Below are 20,042 nucleotides of genomic sequence, written 5' to 3'. Positions count from 1 at the left end.
GCTACAGTGGCGGGGCGAATTGCCCCTCAGTCGATACCAACTGTATTAAGGGTGTAGTATTCAAATACCTTTAGTCTCACGGCGGACCATGGATAACTTAACCTCCCTGTTGACCCATTTCTCCCTTCATGCCGGTGTCTTCTACACGGGCGCCATCTGCGGTGTTCATCGTTTCGAACAAGACACAATGCAGGGCCATATGCATTTGATCCATCGTGGCCCGGTCCAGCTGATTGGTGCGAGGGAGGGGGCGTTCAACATTTCGGAACCGACTTTGCTTTTCTTGCCCCGGCCCGGCGCGCATCGCCTGGTCACCGACGAACGCAGCGGCGCCGACGTCATTTGCGGCACGGTGCGCTTCGGCAGTGGCGGGCGCAACCCAGTCTCTGACGCGCTGCCAGATGTGGTGTTGATCACTCTGTCCGACATGCCGGGCGTCGAATCGATATTGAGCCTGATGTTCGAGGAGGCGTTTTCCGCATGGTGCGGGCGCCAAGCGGTCCTCGACCGCCTCTGCGAGGTGCTGATGATACGGGTGCTGCGCCACTGTATTGAGCACAACATGGCGCAAGGCGGGGTGCTGGCCGGGCTGGCCGATCCGCAGCTGGCCAAGGCCATCGTCGCCATCCATGACGATCCGGCGCGCGCTTGGACGCTGGCCGCCATGGCTGCGGCAGCGGGCATGTCGCGCGCGCGCTTCGCTCTGCGATTTAAGCAGGTCACGGGGGCTACGCCGGCCGATTATCTGGCCGGCTGGCGGCTAATGTTGGCGCAGCGCCTGTTGACGCGGGGCCGACAGTTGAAACACGTGGCCGGCGACGTGGGCTATGGTAGCGCGAGCGCCTTGAGCCGGGCGTTCGTGCGCATGCTGGGTTGTTCGCCGTCGCGATGGTGCGACCGGCAACGGGGTGAGATCGGATCGTTCGGCTTGAACGATACGGCAAGACATGAGAACGAGACGCCCGGTGGTCCGCCGCCCAAACAGGCCCGTTAGCATAGGACATCACGTGAGGCGGCGGTGGAATAGGCCATGCGCCGGGACTTTGCGTGCGATCCGAGGACAACAACATGTCTGGCACTAACATCATTCACACTATCCCGCCGGTCGACCATGCGAGCGCCGAAGGGGCCCAGAAGGAGGTTCTGGACAAGGCGCTGAGCCAGGTGGGCTTCATCCCCAATATGTACGCCAACATGGCCAACGCGCCTGGCTTGCTGGACACCTATCTGCTGGGATATGGCCTGTTCCGCAAGGAATCGGGCCTGACTTCCGCCGAGCAGGAGGTCGTGTTCCTGTCAATTAGTCAGTTTAACGGTTGCCATTACTGCACGGCGGCTCACAGCATGCTGGCCGACAAGATGTCCGGTGTACCCGCGGACGTGCTGCAGGCTATCCGCGCGCGCCAACACATTCCCGACACGAAGTTGGCGGCGCTGGCCGCGATGGCGGTGGAAATGGTTGCGAAACACGGCCAGCCTCGGCCCGAGATCGTTCAGGACTTCCTGAATGCCGGCTACCAAGAGCGGGATCTGCTCTACATTGTGCTGGCTGCCGCCGTCAAAGTCCTAAGTAATTACAGCAATCAGGCGTTTGGTACGGAAGTCGATGACAAATTCGCCGCTTACAAGGTCGCTTGACCAGGAGCATCGAGCCAGAGGCCGTCCCGCCTGAAACTGGTCCATAATGGCGCTGACGTGGTGTGCGATGATGGCACATGCCCATCATCGCGCCTTCGATAACCCCTTGGAAAGCAACGATGACTACCTTTTCCTCAAACATGGAGGTGGGCGGAAAGCTCGTCGGCGTACGGGCTTGCGTGTTCGATGCCTACGGTACGCTGTTCGACGTCAACGGCGCGGCCCACGGCGCCAGAGACAGTCTAGGGGAGCGCTGGCGAGAGTTGTCCGACCTCTGGCGCTCGAAGCAACTGCAATATACGTGGCTGCGCGGTCTGGCGGGCCACCATGCCGACTTTTGGCAGGTCACGGGCGACGCCCTCGACTTCGCCATGGCCACGCTGGGTCTGAACGACCGGCCGTTGCGTGATCGGCTCATGCACTTGTATCTCAGTTTGTCGGCCTTTCCCGAGGTGCCTGGCACGCTGGCTAGGTTGAAGGCCCAGAACCTGCGGCTGGCCATCCTCTCCAACGGCACCCCGGCGATGCTGGTCTCCGCGGTCGATAACGCCGGGCTGGCCAATATGTTCGATGCCGTCTTGTCGGTGGAAGAGGTGGGCGTGTTCAAGCCGCATCCCTCGGTCTATCGGCTAGCCTGCGAGCGGCTCCAGCTAACGCCACAAGAGATCTGTTTCCTTTCCTCCAACGCCTGGGATGCGTTTTCCGCGAAGGCATTCGGCTTCAAGGTGTTGTGGTGCAATCGCTATGGGCAGATGCCGGAACGCATACCTGCCACACCGGACGGGGAGATCGCGGACCTGTCCGATCTGCCCGAGATCCTGGGACATAGCGTAGGGTGAGTGCGAGGGGGAGTCTGTCGGCGACTGTAACAAACCGGGGAGCTTCACCGACTATACATGCATGAGGCGACAGCAGTCGCCGTTTCCGAGCCAGGATACCCATGCATGCCACTTTGCCGCTATTGTTGTCCACCGAATTTCCGCCGTTGCGCCGGCGTACCCTGACCACGCTGCAAGTCAACCTGGGTTACCGCTGCAACCAGAGCTGTGTCCACTGCCATGTCAACGCGGGACCGAACCGCGCTGAGATGATGGACGCCGCCACGCTCGCCCTGATTCCCGAGGTGCTCAAGGCGCGCGCCATCCGCACCCTGGATTTGACAGGCGGTGCACCGGAGCTGCACGCGGGATTCCGCGACCTGGTGCGCCAGGCCCGCGCTCTGGGTGTGGAGGTAATAGACCGCTGTAACCTCACTATTCTGTTCGAGCCGGACCAGGACGACCTGGCCGAATTCCTCGCCGCACATCAGGTTTGCGTGGTCGCCTCGTTGCCGTGCTATTCGTTGGAAAACGTCGATCGCCAGCGCGGAGCGGGAGTGTTCGACAAGAGCATCGCGGCGTTGCAAAGGCTGAACGCGCTGGGCTACGGCTCGCCTGGCTCCGGTCTCACGTTGAATCTGGCGTACAACCCGCAAGGCCCGGTTTTGCCGCCCGATCAGTCCCGGCTGGAGCAGGACTACAAGCGCGAGCTGGCCGCCCACTTTGGGATTGAGTTCAACGCGCTGCTAACGTTGACGAACATGCCCATCCAGCGCTTCGGCTCGGCTCTCATTTCCAAAGGCATATTCAACGACTACATGCGGCTGCTCAAGGGAAGCTTCGTCGGTGCCAATCTCGATCAGGTGATGTGCCGCAACCTGATCAGTGTGGACTGGCAGGGCCAGCTGTACGATTGCGACTTCAACCAGCAGCTCGGCCTCGCGTTATCCCCGGCTTCGTCTTGGTGCGCGCCGATGCCGGCGGCGCGCCCGCACCTGCGCGATTTACTGGCGGTCGATCCCGCAGGGCAACCCATAAAGGTCGCCGACCACTGCTTCGGTTGCACCGCCGGAAAAGGCAGTAGTTGCGGTGGCGCACTGGGCGCATAAGGGGAAACCATGCAACTCGAGGATTCCTCTCCAATCAACAAAGTTCTGATCGTGGCCGCCATGGCTGCCCTTCTCTCGGCCTTCTTCTTGCTGGACCTTGGCCGCTTCCTGACGATAGGCGCGCTCAAGGACAAGCTCATCCAGCTGGTCGCGTGGCGTTCCGCCACTCCGTTGTTGGCGGGCGCGGTCTTTTTCGCCATTTATATCGCCGTTGCGGCGCTAGCTATTCCCGGTGCTGCCATCATGACGGTGGCGGCCGGCGCACTGTTCGGGCTGGCGTGGGGCACGGTGTTGGTGTCGTTTGCCTCCAGCGTGGGTGCGACCTTGTCCTTTCTCGCCTCACGCTTCGTGTTGCGCGATGCCATACAGGCGCGCCTCGGAGGGCGGCTCAAGGCGTTCAATGAAGGCATCGCCAGGGACGGTCCCTTCTACCTGTTCACGTTGCGGCTGGTGCCCGTGTTCCCTTTCTTCCTGGTCAACCTGTTGGCGGGATTGACGGCCATGCCGGCGCGCACCTTCTATTGGGTGAGCCAGCTTGGCATGTTCGTCGGCACCCTCGTGTTCGTAAACGCCGGCACTCAACTTGGCAGGCTGACCAGCCTGGCGGGTATCCTGTCGCCTGGCTTGCTCGTCTCGTTCGCCCTGCTAGGCATATTTCCCCTTATCGCGAATCACGCCATCGGCTTGCTGCGGCGCCGGCGGGTGTATGCGCAATGGGCCCGCCCGCGTCGCTTCGACCGCAATCTGGTGGTGATCGGCGCCGGTGCTGCGGGCCTTGTCACGGCTTACATCGGCGCGGCCGTCAAGGCCGGAGTGACCCTGGTCGAAGCGGAAAAAATGGGAGGCGACTGCCTGAACTACGGGTGCGTCCCAAGCAAGGCGCTGATCCGCTCGGCCCGTCACGCCCATCACTTGCGCCACGGTTCGCGTTACGGATTCGCTGACATCGCGCCGGCAGCCGCGTTCGCCAGTGTCATGGCGCGCGTGCATAGGGTGATACGAGCTGTGGCGCCGCACGACAGCGTCGAGCGCTACACGGAACTGGGCGTCGACGTGGTACAGGGCTACGCCCGCATCATCGATCCGTGGACCGTCGAAGTGGAACTTAACGGTGGGGGCACGCGCCGCATCACTACCCGCGCCATTGTGATTGCGGCCGGCGCCCGTCCGTTCATTCCCCCCTTACCGGGCATCGAGGACGTCGGCTATCTGACCAGTGATACTTTGTGGGATGCCTTCGCCAGACTCGATGCACCGCCGGCGCGTCTACTGGTGCTGGGCGGCGGGCCCATAGGCTGCGAGCTGTCGCAGGCGTTTGCCCGGCTGGGCTCGCAGGTCACCCTGGTGCAGCGGGCAGCGCGGCTGATGGTGCGCGAGGACCCGGAGGTGTCGGTGTTGGTCGAAGCGGCACTCACCGCCGACGGCGTGATGGTGCTGACGGCCCACCACGCCCTGCGCTTCGAACGCGAGGGTGAACGCAAATTCCTGGTGACGGAGCACGCCGGCGCACAAGGCCGCGTTGAATTCGACGTGTTGTTGTGCGCGGTCGGACGGGCCGCCCGGCTGGACGGCTACGGACTCGAAACGCTGGGCATCGACACCTCGGGCACGATTGGCGTCAACGAATTCCTGGAAACGCGTATACCGAATATCTACGCGGCCGGTGACGTCTCCGGCCCCTATCAATTCACCCACGTCGCCGCCCATCAGGCCTGGTACGCGGCCGTCAATGGCTTGTTCGGCCACCTGAAGCGCTTCAAGGTCGATTATTCGGTGATCCCCTGGGTCACCTTCGTCGATCCTGAGGTCGCTCGGGTCGGCCTGAACGAACTGGAGGCGCGGGCACAGGGCATTAGCTTCGAGGTGGCCCGCTATGCGTTCGACGATCTCGATCGCGCCATCGCCGAGGGCGCGACTCACGGTTCCATCAAGGTACTGACGGTGCCGGGCAAGGACAGGATACTGGGCGCGACCATCGTCGGCGAACACGCGGGCGAACTGCTGGCTGAATTCGTGCTCGCGATGAAGCACGGACTGGGCCTGACCAAGATACTGGGCACCATCCATGCGTATCCCACCATGGTCGAAGCCAACAAGTATGTGGCCGGCGAATGGAAGCGCGCGCACGCCCCACAGCGACTGCTGCTCTGGCTGGCACGCTATCACGCGTGGAGAAGGGGAGCGGTGACATGAAGCTGTCGATTATCATTCCAGTTCTGAACGAAGCGCAGGCCCTGCCTGGCCTGTTCGAGCACTTGCTACCGCTGGCACGGCACGGCTGTGAAATCATCATGGTCGATGGCGGCAGCGTGGACGCCACGCCCACGCTGGTGGCCTGCGCCGGTTTCAGGCTGATCCAGGCCGCGCGTGGCCGGGCCAGCCAGATGAACGCGGGCGCCGCGATCGCGAGCGGGGACGCCTTGCTGTTCCTGCACGCCGACACGCGGCTGCCCGACGGCGCCTGCGGTCTGGTACCTCGCGCGCTCGCCAATCCGGACAAGTGTTGGGGCAGATTCGACGTGTGCATCAGCGGGCATTCGTTCATGCTGCGGGTTGTGGCCTGTCTCATCAACCTGCGCTCGCGCCTGACCGCCATCGCCACCGGGGACCAGGCGTTGTTCATGACGCGAGCGGCGTTCGACCGGGTGGGTGGCTTTCCGGATCAGCCCCTGATGGAGGACGTGGAACTTTGCACTCGCTTGCGCCGCCTGTCCCGTCCCGTGTGCATCACCCGTCGCGCTGTGACATCGGGGCGACGTTGGGAACGACACGGCGTCTGGCGCACCATTGTGCTGATGTGGCGGCTGCGCTGGGACTACTGGCGTGGCGTGCCGACGCAACTACTGGCGAGGCGTTACCAATGAAACCGGTACGGATCGTGGTGATCGCCAAGGCGCCCTTGCCGGGCCTGGCGAAAACCCGTTTAATTCCCGCGCTGGGCGCCGAAGGCGCGGCACGGTTGGCCCGGGCGATGCTGTTGCATACGCTGGAGGCGGCGCTGGCGGCGCGGGTGGGTACGGTCGAACTATGCGTAACGCCGGACCCAGGCGACGCCGCCTGGGCGACCTTGCCGGTGCCGCCCGTCGTGCGCTGGTCCGCTCAAGGCGGCGGCGACCTGGGGGAGCGCATGGCGCGGGCCAGCCAACGCGTGGTTGACGGCGGCGAGGCCATCATGCTGATGGGCAGCGACTGCCCGTTCCTGACGGCGGACCGGATCAGGGAGGCGGCCAGGGCGCTTCGGCATGCCAAAGCGGCCATGGTGCCCACCTTCGACGGCGGCTACGCCTTGCTCGGACTGAGCGACTTCGCCCCCTCGCTGTTCGATGGCATCGCATGGAGCACCGCGACCGTCGCCAGCGAGACTCTGGAGCGGCTGCGGCGGCTGGCATGGCCAGTGGTGCGCTGCCAGATGCAGCACGACATCGACGAACCGGCCGACCTGCGCCATCTACCCGACGCATGGCGCGTGGGCCCGAATGACGTCGGCTGCGGGGAACTCCCGCCGATGAAGCACAACTACGAAGGAGGACGATGGTGAAGACAGTGTTATCGTCCCAGACGCGCCTGCGCGCTAGCTGGAGATCGTTCCGGGCGCTGCCCATATGGGTGCAACTCTGGGTGGGGGCGGTGCTGGTTCCCGTCAATGCGGCCTCGTTTTTGATGCTCGACCTGTGGACGGGACGAGTGGTGACGATCGCCGCCTCTCTGGTGACGTTGACCAACTTGCCGATCATGATCATCGATGGCGGCATGAGCAAACGCATGTCCTTGCCGCATCTGCTCATATGGGGCCCGCTGGAGTACCTGTTGATCGCGCGTCTAATCGAGCTGGGCGGTCTGTCGGCGCCCTCGGCGCTTGAATGGCGACTGGGACTGATCATCGTGCTTGTCAACGGCATCAGCCTGGCGTTCGACGTGCTGGAATCCTGGCGCTGGCTGAAGGGCGACCGCACAGTCGCCGGGCGCTAGTGCAAGCGGTGTAACAAGCTGGCCCGCTACGGCGACTAAGGAACAAATCAAGCAAATGGAAGGACTACAATCATGCACGATATTGTTCAAGACTACTATGGTCGGCATCTACAGAACTCCGGCGACCTGAAAACCAACGCTTGCTGCGACGTCAGCCAAATGCCAGCGTGGCTCAAGCCGCTGCTGGCCCGCCTGCATCCGGAGGTGCTGTCGCGCTACTACGGCTGTGGGCTGGTGTGCCCGCCGGCGCTGGAGGGATGCCGTGTGCTTGACCTGGGCTGTGGTTCCGGCCGCGACGCCTACCTGCTGTCGCAGCTGGTGGGCCGCGATGGCGAGGTGATTGGCGTCGACATGACCGACGAGCAGCTGGCCGTGGCGCAGGCTCACCTAGGCTATCATGCCGAAAAGTTCGGTCATGCCAATGTACGCTTCCTGCAAGGTTATATCGAACGCCTGGACGAACTGGACCTGGAGCCGGGCGGCTTCGACGTGATCGTCTCCAATTGCGTGGTCAATCTCTCGCCCGACAAGGACGCTGTATTGCGAGGCGTGCACCGTCTGCTCAAGCCGGGCGGGGAGTTCTATTTCTCGGACGTGTATGCGGACCGCCGGGTGCCGGTCGCGGTACGGCATGACCCGGTGCTGTATGGGGAATGCCTGGGCGGCGCCTTGTACTGGAACGACTTTCAGCGCCTGGCGCGCGACAGCGGCTTCGCCGACCCGCGCCTGGTCGACGATCGCGCGCTGATGATCACGGATCCGGAAGTATCTAGCCGTCTGGGCAATCTGCGCTTCTTCTCCGCCACCCATCGCCTGTTCAAACTGGCTGAACTGGAAAGCGCGTGCGAGGACTATGGCCAGGCCGTGGTCTACCGCGGCACCATCGAAGACCACGCGGACCGGCTGGTGCTGGACAAGCACCACGTCATCGAGACGGGGCGGGTATTCCCGGTGTGCGGCAACACATGGCGCATGCTGTATGAGACCCGCTTGCGCGAGCATTTTGATTTCATCGGCGACTTCAGCCGCCATTACGGCCTGTTCGCCGGTTGCGGCGGCCAGATGCCATTCGACAGAGCGCCTGCCCCCATGGCGGGCTGCTGCTGACACAATTTCAAAGAACTAGGAACCGGATATGCATATCTTGACATCGAAATGGTTGAAGTTGGCGGCTGCGGGCATGATCCTGTGCGGCGGGTTGGGCATGGCCCGGGCTTCGGAGGCCAGGCTGGTGCTGACGGGGTCGAGCACGGTGGCGCCCTTGGCGCTGGAGCTGGCCAAACGCTTTGAACAGCGTAACCCTGGTGTACGTATCGACGTGCAGGCGGGTGGATCGTCGCGCGGGGTGGCGGACGCCCGTTCCGGCACCGCCGATATCGGCATGGCCTCGCGCGCGCTCAATTCGGATGAACAGGATATGATCGCCCATCAGATCGCCACCGACGGTGTGGCCATGATCGTACACCGTGCCAACACCGTCCCGGCATTGACGGATCGGCAGATCATCGCCATTTACACCGGCAAGGTAGCCAACTGGAAAGAGGTGGGCGGGGACAATGGCCGGATCACCGTCGTCAACAAGGCGGAGGGCCATTCGACGCTGGAGCTGTTTCTTCATCATTTCGGCCTGAAAAACAGCGCCATCAAGGCCCTGGTTGTCATTGGCGACAATGAACAGGGCATCAAGACGGTGGCCGGCAGTCCCGGCGCGATCGGTTACGTGTCCGTCGGCACGGCGGAATACGACGCCGCCCACGGCGCGGCGATCAGACTACTGCCGATGGATGGCGTGCCAGCCAGCGTCGCCAACGTTGCCAACGGACAATTCAAGTTTTCGCGTCCACTCAACCTGGTCACGCATGGCGCGCCTTCGGGATGGGCCAAGCGCTTCATCGAATTCGCGCAATCGGAGCAAGTCCATGATCTGGTCCAGGCCCAATTCTTCGTCCCGCTGGCACATTGACCGGATCGTGGGCGCGCCGCTGGGGGCCATCGCCGCCGGCGTGGCTTCTATCCTGATGTTGGTGCTGGCATTCCTTGGAGGGGAAGCCTTGCCCGCGCTGCTCGGGATCGGCTGGCTGCGCCTATTGACGGACGATGGCTGGCATCCGTTGGAAGGGCAGTTTGGCCTGAGTCCGATGTTGGTCGCGACGTTGGCTAGCACCGCCGGCGCGGTCGCGCTGGCCGCGCCGCTCGGCATCGGCAGCGCGGTCTTTCTGCGCTTCTACGCCCCACGCCCGTTGGCGCGCGCCTATCGGACCGCGCTCGGCCTGCTGGCCGGCATCCCGTCGGTGGTCTACGGCCTGTGGGGCTTGACGGTGCTGGTACCTCTGATCGCGCGGTGGACGCCGCCCGGCGCCAGTCTGCTGACGGCTATCCTGATACTCGCGCTGATGATCGTGCCGACCGTGGCCTTGACCAGCGCGTCGGCGCTTGCCTCTGTACCGGAACAGCTGCTGCTCGGAGGCCACGCGCTGGGTATGCGGCGCAAGGGCATCGTTCTGGGCATCGCTTTACCCGGCGCGCGGGCGGGGATCGCCAGCGGCATCGTGTTGGCCAGTGCCAGGGCTCTGGGTGAGACGATGGCGGTCCTGATGGTGGCCGGTAACGTGGCCCAGGTGCCGGCCAGCCTGTTTGCCCCGGTCCGCACACTGACGGGCAACATCGCGCTCGAGATGGCGTATGCCGGCGGACTACAGCGATCGGCCCTGTTCGCCACAGGACTGGTGCTCACGGCCATGGTGATCGCGCTGGCCTGGCTGGGGGCGCCCGGCGCCCGGGCAGGTTAGCATGTCTGAGCGCCTGCGCAATGCGCTGTTCGGCGGGCTGGTCTGGAGCGCGGCCCTGTTGATGTTGACGACATTTGTCTGGTTGCTCGGGGACCTGATAATTGGAGGGTTGGGCCATCTCTCGTGGACCTTTGTGTCTACGCCGCCCAGCGACGCGGGACGCGCGGGCGGCATCGCCCCCATTCTGGTCTCGACCTTGCTCATACTCGCCGTCGCCCTGGCGGCGGCGCTGCCATTGGGTATAGGCTGCGCGATCTGGCTGGCCGAATACACGCGGCGCCAGGGCAGGGCGGGAGCGCTCATCCGGCTGAGCTTGGACGGCTTGGCCGGAGTGCCCTCCATCGTGTTTGGGTTGTTTGGCAACGCGTTCTTCTGCGTCACGCTCAAACTGGGCTTTTCCATCCTGTCGGGTGGATTGACGCTGGCGTGCATGATCTTGCCCATCCTGGTGCGCACGACCGAGAGCGGCCTGGCCGCCGTCGGCGGCGACTGGCGGCGTGGCGCTGCTGCCTTGGGCATGTCCCGCACCGCCACCTTGTGGCATTTGTTGTTGCCGGCGGCGGCACCGGCCATCGGCGCCGGACTCACACTGGGCATCGGCCGGGCCACGGCGGAAACGGCGGCGCTGATCTTCACCAGCGGCTACGTCGACCGCATGCCCGAGGCGCTCACTGATTCCGGGCGCGCGTTGGCGGTACACATCTATGATCTGGCGATGAACGTGGGCGGCGGCGACGCTGCCGCCTACGCATCGGCTCTGGTGCTCGTCGCCCTGATCGCGTTGACAAATTTCGCCGCGCTCGGGGCCACCGAACGCTGGCTGGGCAAGAGGATAGGTTCATCATGAGCATGGCTTTAGAACGAATGGCAGCCTACACCGTTGGCTGTATCGAGGCGGGAGCTGCCTGCTGCGTTCCGGCGCCCCTGGTGCAAGTGGCTGGTCTGGCGGTGGCCTACGGAGCGCATGCCGTGCTTGAGGATGTCACGCTGGACATTTATCGCGGCTGCATCACGGCGTTGATCGGCCCCTCCGGATGCGGCAAGACCAGTTTCCTGTCCACGTTGAACCGGCTGACGGACTTGATTCCAGGCGCCAGGGTGCGCGGCAATGTCCGGATGGATGGTCTCGACTTGCTGGCGCCGGAAGTTGATGTGATGGCGCTGCGCCGGCGCATCGGCATGATCTTTCAACGCCCAAATCCTTTTCCCGTGTCCATACAGCGCAACCTCGAGTTGCCGCTACGCGAACATGGGGTGCGTGATCGCGCCATGTTGGCCCGGAAGATAGAGATGGCCCTGCGCGACGTGGGCCTGTGGGACGAGGTGTGCGACCGCCTCGACAGCCCGGCGTTGGCCTTGTCCGGCGGCCAGCAACAGCGCCTTTGCATCGCGCGCGCGATCGTACTGGAGCCGTCCATCCTGCTCATGGATGAACCTTGCAGCGCGCTCGATCCCATCTCCTCGCGCGTGGTGGAGGACCTGATTTTACGGCTGCAAGGGCGATACACGATCGTCATCGTCACGCACAACCTGGCCCAGGCGCGGCGCATCGCCAACTATGCGGCGTTCTTCTGGATGAAGGAGCGGGTGGGGAATTTGATCGAATTCGGCCGCTGCGCTCCGTTGTTCGACGCACCGTCGCACCCATTGACGGCCGCGTATGTGTCGGGCGTGGCGGGATAGATCGGCGTGTGCGTTCCCTGAGGGCGAGCCCATGCCCGCGCCCAGTCGTCACCAGGCCACCAGTTGGACCGTTTCCACACAGCGCGGCGCTTACTCTCCTTGCAGCGATGCGATAAGGGGGCAGGACACGTTTCCTCGCCGCTGATGACAGGCACACACGAGCTCAGACAGCACGGCTTCCATGCGCGTCAAGTCGGCCAGCTTCTCGCGCACGTCCCGAAGCTTGAGCTCAGCCATGCCGCTCGCTTCCTCGCAATGGGCGCCGTCGTCGAGCCGTAGCAACTCGGCGATCTCGTCTAGGCTGAAGCCCAGCCGCTGGGCCGCCTTCACGAAACGGACCCGCGTCACGTCGGATGCGCCATAGCGGCGGATGCCGCCGTACGGCTTATCCGGCTCGGCCAATAGCCCTTTGCGCTGATAGAACCTGATCGTTTCCACGTTGACGCCGGCCGCCTTGGCGAACGCCCCGATCGTCAATTGCCCCAAATTGCCTTCCATTTCGCTTGACTCCGTATATGACTACGGAAGTAAGGTTACGCTATCGAATGCAAATGCGAAAGGAAAATAGCATGTCCGAACAACTGAACGGGCGTGGCGCGCTCTTCGCCGGCGGCGTCGCCGCCATACTCGCCTCTACCTGCTGTCTGGGGCCGCTGGTGTTGGTCACGCTGGGTTTTAGCGGCGCCTGGATCGGCAACCTGACAGCGCTCGAACCGTTTCGTCCTATCCTCATCGGCATGGCGCTGGCGGCAATGTGGTTCGCCTGGCGGCGCATCTATCGGCCGGTGGCGGCCTGCGAACCGGCCGAGCTCTGCGCGCTCCCCCGGGTCCGCGCCACCTACAAATTCATATTCTGGATCGTGTGCGGGCTGGTGTTGGTCGCGCTCGGATTCCCCTACGTTACGACTCTCTTCTATTAAGCACAGGAGTTCAAATGAATAAGCAGCTTTCCGCCCTAGCGCTTGTCGTTATTGCCGCCCCCGTCTGGTCCGCCACGCAGGTTGTCACGTTAGCCATTCCTGGCATGACTTGTCCCGCCTGCCCAATCACCGTCAAGAAGGCGATCTCCAAGGTCGAAGGCGTCAGTAAAGTGGACGTGACCTTCGAAAAACGCATAGCCGTTGTGACCTTCGATAACGCAAAGACCAGCGTACGGCAGCTGACCAAAGCGACCGAGGACGCCGGCTATCCGTCCAGCGCAAGACAATGAGTCGGCGAGCGGAATCGGGAGGGGGTGATGGGATTGATGACACGAATTGCCGATAAGACCGGCGCACTTGGCAGCGTCGTTTCCGCGATGGGCTGTGCGGCCTGTTTTCCGGCCGTCGCCAGCCTCGGTGCTGCCATCGGCCTGGGGTTTCTTCAGGACTATGAAGGACTGTTCATTTCCAGGCTGTTGCCGCTGTTCGCCTCGCTGGCCTTGCTGGCGAACGCACTGGGCTGGCTCAGCCATCGCCAATGGCATCGCAGCCTACTGGGCATTATCGGGCCGGCCATCGTGTTCACCGATACGTACTGGTTGCTTGGACATTGGTGGACGGCGGACCTGCTGTATGTCGGCTTAGCTCTCATGGTCGCGGTATCGATCTGGGATTTCGCCTCGCCGGCCTTACGCCGCTGCGGCCCGGACGGTTGCGAGCTGCCCCCGAAACGCCGTTGCTGATCTACGACGGTTCCCACACAACTACTAGGAGTGTTTCATGACCCATCTCAACATCACCGGCATGACCTGCGATTCGTGCGCTGCTCATGTCAAGCAGGCGTTGGAAAAAGTGCCCGGTGTGCGCGAGGCGATCGTGTCCTATTCGAAGGGCACAGCGCAACTATCGGTGGGGCCGGAGACGTCACTGGCGGCGTTGACCGCAGCCGTGGCCGGCCTCGGCTACCTGGCCACGCCCGGCGGCGCTGCCATTTCCGCGCCGGGTGGATTGCTCGACAAGATGCGTGATCTGCTGGGGAGGAACAGCAACGAAAGCGGCGATCGAGTGGGGCTGCATGTCGCTGTGATCGGCAGCGGCGGGGCCGCGATGGCCGCCGCCCTGAAGGCAGTTGAACAAGGCGCCCGCGTGACCCTGATTGAACGTGGCACGCTCGGCGGCTCGTGCGTCAATATTGGCTGCGTGCCGTCTAAAATCATGATACGGGCCGCCCACATCGCCCATCTGCGCCGGGTAAGCCCGTTTGATGGCGGCATCCAAGCCGCCACACCTATGATCGACCGCTCGGTGCTGTTGGCCCAGCAGCAGGCCCGGGTCGATGAGCTGCGGCGGGCCAAATACGAAGCTATTCTCGAAGGCAACCCAGCCATCACGGTGGTGCGTGGCGAAGCTCGCTTCAAGGACGGGCACACTCTGACGGTGCGCCTGGATAGTGGCGATGAGCGTGAGGTAGCGTTCGACCGCTGCCTGGTCGCCACTGGTGCCAGCCCGGTCATTCCAACCATCCCTGGCCTGGCGGACACGCCGTACTGGACCTCCACCGAGGCGCTGGTGTGCGACGCGATCCCGGCGCGGCTGGCGGTGATTGGTTCATCGGTGGTGGCGGTGGAACTGGCGCAGGCGTTTTCGCGGCTCGGCAGCAAGGTGACTATCCTGGCTCGTAACACGCTGTTTTCACGCGATGACCCCGCTATCGGGGCGGCCATCACGGCGGCCTTCCTCGGCGAGGGCATCGAAGTCATTGAATACACGCAAGCGAGCCGTGTCGCTTATGCGAACGGCGAATTCGCGCTGACCACCGGGCGGGGCGAAATCCATGCCGAACAGCTGCTTGTCGCCGTCGGCCGCGCCCCGAATACCCGCGGTCTCGCGCTGCAGGCCGCTGGGGTGGCCGTCAACGGGGGCGGTGCGATCGTCATCGACCAGGGCATGCGTACCGGCGCCCCGGCCATTTACGCAGCCGGCGACTGCACCGACCAACCGCAATTCGTCTATGTCGCAGCGGCGGCCGGCTCCCGCGCGGCCATCAACATGACGGGCGGTGATGCGGTTCTCAACCTGGCGACAATGCCAGCCGTGGTGTTCACCGATCCGCAGGTGGCGACGGTGGGACAATGCGAGGCGCAGGCGCGACGCGACGGGATTGAGACGGACAGCCGCACGCTCACGCTCGACAACGTGCCGCGCGCGCTCGCCAACTTCGACACGCGCGGCTTCATCAAACTGGTGGTCGAGAAAAGTAGCGGCCGGATGATCGGGGTGCAGGCGGTGGCACCGGAGGCGGGTGAGTTGATCCAGACGGCCGCGCTCGCCATCCGGGCGCGCATGACCGCGCAGGAGCTGGCCGACCAGTTGTTTCCCTATCTGACCATGGTTGAAGGTTTGAAGCTGGCGGCGCAAACCTTCAACAAAGACGTGGCGCAGCTTTCCTGTTGCGCCGGTTAGGCGAGGGAAGAAGTTCAATGCGCATCGCCCCACTTAACATCGAAATGGAGCCCCGATGATGCCCCGCATGCTCAAGTCCATGATGGCGACCGTGTGCCTCCTTGCCGCCGTCGCCGCGATCGCCGGGCAGACCGCGGCCTATAGATTGCGGGTCGACGGCTTGTCCTGTCCATTCTGCGCCTATGGCATCGAGAAGAAGCTCGGCCACCTCAAGGGCGTGCGGCGAGTCGAGGTCGACATTGTCAGCGGCAGCGTCGCCGTAACGATGGCTGAGGGCGTGACGCTCAACGAGGCCGATGTCCGGCAGGCCGTGCTGGATGCGGGATTCAAGCTACGCAGCCTGGACGCGGTGAGGCCGGCAGCGATCGACACGGACGGAGCGACGCTAAAATGAATCGGCATGACTTGGCTGGCACCGCGCTTGCGGCGCTTGCAGCCCTAGCTGGCCAGTCTTGGGGGGCACCGATCACCTTCAACACGGCGCTTCCCGTGCGCGATGGCGGCTACGTGCTGCGCGAGCAGCTCACCTACATGAAGAGCACCGATGCCCCCTCGTCGATGCATCGACAAATGGAGGCGAGCGGACTGGTGACGGTGCTGGGTTATGGCGTGAGCCGGGATTTCACACTGTTTGGCCTGTTGCCCTGGTTCGACAAACGCCTGCAAATGCCCGAGGACTCTCAAGAGAACACCCGGCGAACGGCGGGAGTGGGCGACCTCACCTTACTGGGCCGCTACACCGTATACGAAGACAACGGTCCCGGGCGGACATTGCGTCTCGCCCCGTTCCTGGGTGTCAAGGCACCCACCGGTGCGCACAACGCACGTGACCACGTCGGTCCTCTGCCTCGCCGGCTACTGCCAGGTTCCGGCTCGTGGGATACGCTGGGCGGGGCCGTTTTCACCTATCAAACTCCCGCCCTTGAATTTGACAGCCAGTTGAGCTTTCAGGCAAATCGCGATGCAGATGGCTTCCGGGCCGGCCATGCCGCTGAGGTGGACGCTTCGCTGCAGTACCGCCTGTGGCCGCAAAAGCTCGGCGCGGGCGTGCCGGACTTCCTCTATGGTGTACTGGAATCCAGTCTCGTGCATGCGGCCAACGATCGTGCCAACGGCAACGATGATCCAAATTCGGGAGGAAATACGCTGTCTATCGCACCCGGATTGCAGTATGTCACCCGAAAATGGATCGCCGAGGCCGGCGTTCGTATCCCCGCCAGGCAGCATCTTAACGGGACGGCGCTGAGGAGCGATTACATCGTTAGCACGGGCTTGCGGATCAACTTCTAAGGTCGGACCATGCAATATCAAATCATGCCCACGTGGGCAAAATACCTGGCCGCCGTTCTAGTGGCGCTGCTCGCGGCCGGCTGGCAGCCCTTCGTTCCTGCGGCCAGGCAAGCACCGTACACGTTTGTGGGCGAGTGGGGCGGGAAGGGTGGCGCACCGGGGCAATTCAACGATCCGACGGGTATCGCCATTAGTGGCGAGGAGGTATTCGTCTCAGATTCGCGTAACGGCCGCATTCAGGTGTTCGATCTTGACGGTCACTTCAAGCGGCAATTCGGTACGCCCGGCGATGGTCCCGGCCAGCTGGGCCGGCCCATGCATCTCACCGTCCACGGCGGCGAGCTTTACGTGGCCGAATATTTCAATGACCGGATACAGGTATTCGGACTGGACGGCTCACCCAGGCGTGTTATCGGCAAGGCCGGGCGCGGTCCCGGCGAGTTCAACGCGCCGGGCGGCGTGGCGGTGGCGCCGAACGGCGACCTATTCGTGCCGGACTTCTACAATCACCGCGTGCAGCAACTCAAGCCCGATGGCCGGTTTGTGCGCCAGTGGGGCGTTACCGGACAGACGGGACACCTGGCCGGCTCCTTCGTTTATCCGACCGATGTCGCGCTGGCGCGCGATGGCACGCTTTACGTGGCAGACGGCTATGCCAACCGCATCCAGGTATTCGATACGGCGGGAGAGCCGATCAACAAGTGGGGCGGGCCGTTCGCGTTGGGTATTCCCGGTACGTTCAATGGCTGGTTCAAGGTGGTCGCCGGCATCGCCCTGGGACCGAACGGCGATGTCTTCGCCGCAGACTTTTACAATCACCGTTTGCAGAAGTTTAAGGTAGACGGCACCTTCCTGGTCAGCTTCGGCGGCAAGGGTGGCGGGCCGGGACAATTCAACCACGCCATCGCCATCGCTGTGGCGGGCGATGGCACGTTGTTTGTCGTCGATTTCGGCAATAACCGGATCGAGACGTGGCGCGCGAAGAAATTTTGACAATGGCGCAAAGGCCATGGAAATCCATCCCGCGGCCTCCGCTTTGTGCCGCTTGGCGGGCCGGGCCTTCCCCGCGCAATTTGACGACGCGTGCCACGTAAGCCGGCTGTTGCGACAGCCGGCTTGCTCATTGCCGATCCTTCCCACCCGGCTGGGCGCGCGAGACCAGCCGCACCACTGGCCCCGTTAGCTGGCGCGGCCGGGCCGCGGGCGGGGGCGCATCGCTTTCCGATAGTCTGAACACGCTGACCGACTGCGACAACGTGCGTGCCTCGTCCAACATACTCTGCGAGGCGGCGGCGGCCTGTTCCACCAGGGCCGCGTTACGTTGGGTCATGTCGTCCATCCGCGAGATGGCCTCGTTGACCTGGGCGATGCCCAGGCGCTGTTCCTGGCTGGCAGCCGTGATCTCGGCCATGATGTCGGCCACCTGTTTGACCGATGTCACGATCAGACCCATGGTCCGCCCGGCCTCGTCCACAACGGCGCTGCTGCTGTCCACGTTGGCCACCGAGTCGCCGATCAGGGTCTTGATTTCCTTGGCGGCCGCGGCCGAGCGCTGCGCCAGACCGCGCACCTCCGACGCCACCACCGCGAAGCCACGCCCTTGCTCGCCGGCGCGTGCAGCTTCCACCGCCGCGTTCAGGGCCAGGATGTTGGTTTGGAAGGCGATGCCGTCGATCACGCCGATGATGTCTACTATGTTGCTGGAAGATGCCTTGATTGAGCCCATGGTGTCGACGACTTGGGCCACCAGTTCGCCACCGCGTAATGCCACCTCCGAAGCGGAGATGACCAGCTGGTTCGCCTGGCGCGCGTTATCGGCATTCTGCGCCACAGTGCCGGTCAGCTCAGTCATCGCCCCGGCCGTCTCTTCCAACGAACTGGCCTGCGCCTCGGTGCGGCTGGACAGGTCGAGATTGCCCGAGGCGAGCTGGCCTGAACCGGTGGCGATGGCGCCGGTGCTGCGCCGAACCTCACCCACGGTGCGCGCCAGGCTGTCATTCATTTCCTTGAGCGCGGCCAGCAACTGGCCCGTCTCGTCGCTCCTCCGGACGTCGATGTGTGTGGTCAGGTCGCCGGCCGCCACCGATCTGGCGAGCGCCACCGCCTCCACCAGTGGCCTGGTGATCGATGCCGTGATCCGGAACGCCAGGACGGCCGACGCGGCCAGCGCCGCCGTCCCCAACACGAACATCATCAGACGCGAAAACGCGATATCAACGCTGACCTGCCTGGCCCCCTGCTCAATGCGGACCTTCTGCTGCGCCACCATGGACTGAGTCAGTTCCAGCAGCGTGTCCAGCGCGGGGAAAGTTTCACTGTTCATCAGCGCTGCAGCCTTGTCTTTGTCCTCCGCCTCCACCAAGTCAGCCACCTTCAGGAACGAATCGGAGTAGGCCGCGCGCGCGGAGGCGATCCTGGCCAACAGCTCCTTTTCAGGCGGCGAGTCGGCCAGTTTTACGAGCGTTTCAAGTGCGGCGTCGATCGCCTTTTTGTCCTGATCAATGCGCGCGTAGCTTTTGGCGCGCTGGCTCTGGTCTGTGATGAATAGGGCCAGCGTGCGGCGCGCATCTTCCCGCGCCGCCGAATCGATGGCCGCAGCGGCCGATGCGCTGGGCCAGTTGCGCTGCGCGATGGTTTTATTGATGGCATCGATGGATTGGAAGCGCCCTATGCTCGTGGCGACCATGACGAACATGATCAGCACCAGCAGGCCGAAGCTCGCGCTCAGACGGGTTTGAATTTTCAGGTTACTCAGGTTCATAGGGGGAAGGGGCGAAAGAAGGCCGACACGCTGGCGCGTATCGGCAAGTACAGCGGAGGCAGGTCAGGTAAAGACGGTCAGCGCTGGGCTGGAACCGTTTCGCCGTCAAGGATGAAGATCCGGTCGGTGGGGCCGGCGGACTTGATGTGCAGCGTACCCGCGCCCTGCAAGCCTTTGAATGCGCCGGCGCCGGACACGACTTCCCAGTAGCCGTTGTCATGGATCTCGGGCTTGCCGTCCTTGCCCGGCAGGAAGACCGCACGCACGGTCCACTTCAAGTAGGCGATGTTGCCGTCACCCTTGGTCGCCACCAAGTAGCCGCTGGGATCTCCGGCCACGCCGGGTATGATATCGTGCCGGCCGAATTCCACGAACTGCGCGCCGTCCAGCACGCCGGTCCCCGCCGCCGCACCCTCGCGGCGGACCATCAGCACGAAGTGGCCGGACCCGTCCTTGAAGTCCAGCTTAATCTGTTCCTTCGGAACCATGGTGGCCCGCACATTGAGCGGTTCGGCGCTCGCGGTGCCACCCAAGGCGAGCCAGGCGGCCAGGGCGGTGGCGCCGATTAGGCGCGTGTAGCCAGCGAAGCGGGGATACATAGG

23 protein-coding genes are annotated in these 20,042 nt (G+C 63.8%); 20 read left to right on the top strand and 3 right to left on the bottom strand.

Features of this window, described 5'->3' with window-relative positions; all coding sequences use genetic code 11:
• The first annotated feature begins 88 nt into the window (after positions 1-88).
• From H3H36_RS02340 to H3H36_RS02280, 13 genes are all read left to right on the top strand, one after another.
• A complete protein-coding gene (locus H3H36_RS02340; protein ID WP_182213534.1) occupies positions 89-994 on the top strand; it encodes an AraC family transcriptional regulator in 906 nt (301 codons plus the stop codon).
• Between the two features lie 74 nt (positions 995-1,068).
• Positions 1,069-1,638 (top strand): carboxymuconolactone decarboxylase family protein, encoded by a 570-nt coding sequence (locus H3H36_RS02335; protein ID WP_182213532.1) that lies wholly within the window; start codon positions 1,069-1,071, stop codon positions 1,636-1,638.
• A 119-nt stretch (positions 1,639-1,757) separates the two neighbouring features.
• Positions 1,758-2,477 carry a haloacid dehalogenase type II gene (locus tag H3H36_RS02330; protein ID WP_229219662.1) on the top strand — a complete coding sequence of 240 codons (720 nt, stop codon included), beginning with the start codon at positions 1,758-1,760 and terminating at the stop codon, positions 2,475-2,477.
• 101 nt (positions 2,478-2,578) lie between these two features.
• Positions 2,579-3,565 (top strand): arsenosugar biosynthesis radical SAM (seleno)protein ArsS, encoded by a 987-nt coding sequence (gene arsS, locus H3H36_RS02325; protein WP_182213530.1) that lies wholly within the window; start codon positions 2,579-2,581, stop codon positions 3,563-3,565.
• Positions 3,566-3,574: 9 nt separating this feature from the next.
• Complete coding sequence (locus H3H36_RS02320; protein ID WP_220459576.1) at positions 3,575-5,758, top strand: dihydrolipoyl dehydrogenase family protein; 2,184 nt, start codon at positions 3,575-3,577, stop codon at positions 5,756-5,758.
• Positions 5,755-6,429, top strand: coding sequence for a TIGR04283 family arsenosugar biosynthesis glycosyltransferase (locus H3H36_RS02315; RefSeq protein ID WP_182213527.1), 675 nt, complete (start codon positions 5,755-5,757; stop codon positions 6,427-6,429). Before H3H36_RS02320 ends, H3H36_RS02315 begins: the two co-directional genes overlap by 4 nt.
• Entirely contained in the window at positions 6,426-7,103 is a 678-nt protein-coding gene (locus tag H3H36_RS02310) for a TIGR04282 family arsenosugar biosynthesis glycosyltransferase (protein WP_182213524.1), read from the top strand. The genes H3H36_RS02315 and H3H36_RS02310 overlap by 4 nt, the downstream gene beginning before the upstream one ends.
• Complete coding sequence (locus H3H36_RS02305) at positions 7,097-7,534, top strand: hypothetical protein (RefSeq protein ID WP_182213521.1); 438 nt, start codon at positions 7,097-7,099, stop codon at positions 7,532-7,534. The genes H3H36_RS02310 and H3H36_RS02305 overlap by 7 nt, the downstream gene beginning before the upstream one ends.
• Before the next feature lie 72 nt (positions 7,535-7,606).
• The gene (locus H3H36_RS02300) at positions 7,607-8,641 is read left to right on the top strand and encodes a methyltransferase domain-containing protein (RefSeq protein ID WP_182213518.1); all 1,035 of its coding nucleotides are present in this window, start codon (positions 7,607-7,609) and stop codon (positions 8,639-8,641) included.
• Positions 8,642-8,669: 28 nt separating this feature from the next.
• The gene (locus H3H36_RS02295; protein ID WP_220459575.1) at positions 8,670-9,497 is read left to right on the top strand and encodes a phosphate ABC transporter substrate-binding protein; all 828 of its coding nucleotides are present in this window, start codon (positions 8,670-8,672) and stop codon (positions 9,495-9,497) included.
• Positions 9,454-10,323 (top strand): phosphate ABC transporter permease subunit PstC, encoded by an 870-nt coding sequence (gene pstC / locus H3H36_RS02290; RefSeq protein ID WP_182213516.1) that lies wholly within the window; start codon positions 9,454-9,456, stop codon positions 10,321-10,323. The genes H3H36_RS02295 and pstC overlap by 44 nt, the downstream gene beginning before the upstream one ends.
• Position 10,324: 1 nt before the next feature.
• Positions 10,325-11,170, top strand: coding sequence for a phosphate ABC transporter permease PstA (gene pstA / locus H3H36_RS02285; protein WP_182213513.1), 846 nt, complete (start codon positions 10,325-10,327; stop codon positions 11,168-11,170).
• On the top strand, positions 11,167-12,006 hold the full coding sequence (locus tag H3H36_RS02280; protein ID WP_229219661.1) for a phosphate ABC transporter ATP-binding protein: 840 nt from the start codon (positions 11,167-11,169) through the stop codon (positions 12,004-12,006). Before pstA ends, H3H36_RS02280 begins: the two co-directional genes overlap by 4 nt.
• 90 nt (positions 12,007-12,096) lie before the next feature.
• Here the strand turns inward: H3H36_RS02280 and merR are convergent, their stop codons facing one another.
• On the bottom strand, positions 12,097-12,504 hold the full coding sequence (merR, locus tag H3H36_RS02275; protein WP_182213511.1) for a mercury resistance transcriptional regulator MerR: 408 nt from the start codon (positions 12,502-12,504) through the stop codon (positions 12,097-12,099).
• A 71-nt stretch (positions 12,505-12,575) separates the two neighbouring features.
• Between merR and merT the strand changes: the two genes are divergently transcribed.
• The 7 genes from merT (at position 12,576) to H3H36_RS02240 (ending at position 17,672) form a co-directional block, all read left to right on the top strand.
• Positions 12,576-12,926, top strand: coding sequence for a mercuric ion transporter MerT (gene merT, locus H3H36_RS02270; protein WP_182213509.1), 351 nt, complete (start codon positions 12,576-12,578; stop codon positions 12,924-12,926).
• Between the two features lie 14 nt (positions 12,927-12,940).
• A complete protein-coding gene (merP, locus tag H3H36_RS02265; protein ID WP_182213507.1) occupies positions 12,941-13,216 on the top strand; it encodes a mercury resistance system periplasmic binding protein MerP in 276 nt (91 codons plus the stop codon).
• Between the two features lie 27 nt (positions 13,217-13,243).
• Positions 13,244-13,669: an organomercurial transporter MerC gene (gene merC / locus H3H36_RS02260; protein WP_182213505.1), complete on the top strand. Its 426-nt coding sequence runs from the start codon at positions 13,244-13,246 to the stop codon at positions 13,667-13,669.
• A gap of 37 nt (positions 13,670-13,706) precedes the next feature.
• Entirely contained in the window at positions 13,707-15,389 is a 1,683-nt protein-coding gene (gene merA / locus H3H36_RS02255; protein ID WP_182213503.1) for a mercury(II) reductase, read from the top strand.
• Between the two features lie 67 nt (positions 15,390-15,456).
• Complete coding sequence (locus tag H3H36_RS02250; protein ID WP_220459573.1) at positions 15,457-15,783, top strand: heavy-metal-associated domain-containing protein; 327 nt, start codon at positions 15,457-15,459, stop codon at positions 15,781-15,783.
• Complete coding sequence (locus H3H36_RS02245) at positions 15,780-16,679, top strand: transporter (protein ID WP_182213501.1); 900 nt, start codon at positions 15,780-15,782, stop codon at positions 16,677-16,679. The genes H3H36_RS02250 and H3H36_RS02245 overlap by 4 nt, the downstream gene beginning before the upstream one ends.
• A 9-nt stretch (positions 16,680-16,688) precedes the next feature.
• A complete protein-coding gene (locus tag H3H36_RS02240) occupies positions 16,689-17,672 on the top strand; it encodes an NHL repeat-containing protein (protein WP_182213498.1) in 984 nt (327 codons plus the stop codon).
• 127 nt (positions 17,673-17,799) lie between these two features.
• Here H3H36_RS02240 and H3H36_RS02235 read toward each other — a convergent pair whose 3' ends face one another.
• Complete coding sequence (locus tag H3H36_RS02235; RefSeq protein WP_182213495.1) at positions 17,800-19,440, bottom strand: methyl-accepting chemotaxis protein; 1,641 nt, start codon at positions 19,438-19,440, stop codon at positions 17,800-17,802.
• Between the two features lie 77 nt (positions 19,441-19,517).
• The gene (locus H3H36_RS02230; RefSeq protein WP_229219660.1) at positions 19,518-20,039 is read right to left on the bottom strand and encodes a hypothetical protein; all 522 of its coding nucleotides are present in this window, start codon (positions 20,037-20,039) and stop codon (positions 19,518-19,520) included.
• Positions 20,040-20,042: the final 3 nt, after the last annotated feature.

Origin of the sequence: Rugamonas fusca (assembly GCF_014042365.1) — a bacterium.
GTDB lineage: Bacteria > Pseudomonadota > Gammaproteobacteria > Burkholderiales > Burkholderiaceae_D > Rugamonas > Rugamonas fusca.
This window is presented reverse-complemented; position numbering and strand designations above follow the sequence as displayed.

Excerpts from the sequence above, each read along its gene's own strand:
- H3H36_RS02340 (WP_182213534.1), top strand. The coding sequence starts at position 89 with ATGGATAACTTAACCTCCCTGTTGACCCATTTCTCCCTTCATGCCGGT.
- H3H36_RS02335 (WP_182213532.1), top strand. The coding sequence starts at position 1,069 with ATGTCTGGCACTAACATCATTCACACTATCCCGCCGGTCGACCATGCG.
- H3H36_RS02330 (WP_229219662.1), top strand. The coding sequence starts at position 1,758 with ATGACTACCTTTTCCTCAAACATGGAGGTGGGCGGAAAGCTCGTCGGC.
- arsS (WP_182213530.1), top strand. The coding sequence starts at position 2,579 with ATGCATGCCACTTTGCCGCTATTGTTGTCCACCGAATTTCCGCCGTTG.
- H3H36_RS02320 (WP_220459576.1), top strand. The coding sequence starts at position 3,575 with ATGCAACTCGAGGATTCCTCTCCAATCAACAAAGTTCTGATCGTGGCC.
- H3H36_RS02315 (WP_182213527.1), top strand. The coding sequence starts at position 5,755 with ATGAAGCTGTCGATTATCATTCCAGTTCTGAACGAAGCGCAGGCCCTG.
- H3H36_RS02310 (WP_182213524.1), top strand. The coding sequence starts at position 6,426 with ATGAAACCGGTACGGATCGTGGTGATCGCCAAGGCGCCCTTGCCGGGC.
- H3H36_RS02305 (WP_182213521.1), top strand. The coding sequence starts at position 7,097 with ATGGTGAAGACAGTGTTATCGTCCCAGACGCGCCTGCGCGCTAGCTGG.
- H3H36_RS02300 (WP_182213518.1), top strand. The coding sequence starts at position 7,607 with ATGCACGATATTGTTCAAGACTACTATGGTCGGCATCTACAGAACTCC.
- H3H36_RS02295 (WP_220459575.1), top strand. The coding sequence starts at position 8,670 with ATGCATATCTTGACATCGAAATGGTTGAAGTTGGCGGCTGCGGGCATG.
- pstC (WP_182213516.1), top strand. The coding sequence starts at position 9,454 with ATGATCTGGTCCAGGCCCAATTCTTCGTCCCGCTGGCACATTGACCGG.
- pstA (WP_182213513.1), top strand. The coding sequence starts at position 10,325 with ATGTCTGAGCGCCTGCGCAATGCGCTGTTCGGCGGGCTGGTCTGGAGC.
- H3H36_RS02280 (WP_229219661.1), top strand. The coding sequence starts at position 11,167 with ATGAGCATGGCTTTAGAACGAATGGCAGCCTACACCGTTGGCTGTATC.
- merR (WP_182213511.1), bottom strand. The coding sequence starts at position 12,504 with ATGGAAGGCAATTTGGGGCAATTGACGATCGGGGCGTTCGCCAAGGCG.
- merT (WP_182213509.1), top strand. The coding sequence starts at position 12,576 with ATGTCCGAACAACTGAACGGGCGTGGCGCGCTCTTCGCCGGCGGCGTC.
- merP (WP_182213507.1), top strand. The coding sequence starts at position 12,941 with ATGAATAAGCAGCTTTCCGCCCTAGCGCTTGTCGTTATTGCCGCCCCC.
- merC (WP_182213505.1), top strand. The coding sequence starts at position 13,244 with ATGGGATTGATGACACGAATTGCCGATAAGACCGGCGCACTTGGCAGC.
- merA (WP_182213503.1), top strand. The coding sequence starts at position 13,707 with ATGACCCATCTCAACATCACCGGCATGACCTGCGATTCGTGCGCTGCT.
- H3H36_RS02250 (WP_220459573.1), top strand. The coding sequence starts at position 15,457 with ATGCTCAAGTCCATGATGGCGACCGTGTGCCTCCTTGCCGCCGTCGCC.
- H3H36_RS02245 (WP_182213501.1), top strand. The coding sequence starts at position 15,780 with ATGAATCGGCATGACTTGGCTGGCACCGCGCTTGCGGCGCTTGCAGCC.
- H3H36_RS02240 (WP_182213498.1), top strand. The coding sequence starts at position 16,689 with ATGCAATATCAAATCATGCCCACGTGGGCAAAATACCTGGCCGCCGTT.
- H3H36_RS02235 (WP_182213495.1), bottom strand. The coding sequence starts at position 19,440 with ATGAACCTGAGTAACCTGAAAATTCAAACCCGTCTGAGCGCGAGCTTC.
- H3H36_RS02230 (WP_229219660.1), bottom strand. The coding sequence starts at position 20,039 with ATGTATCCCCGCTTCGCTGGCTACACGCGCCTAATCGGCGCCACCGCC.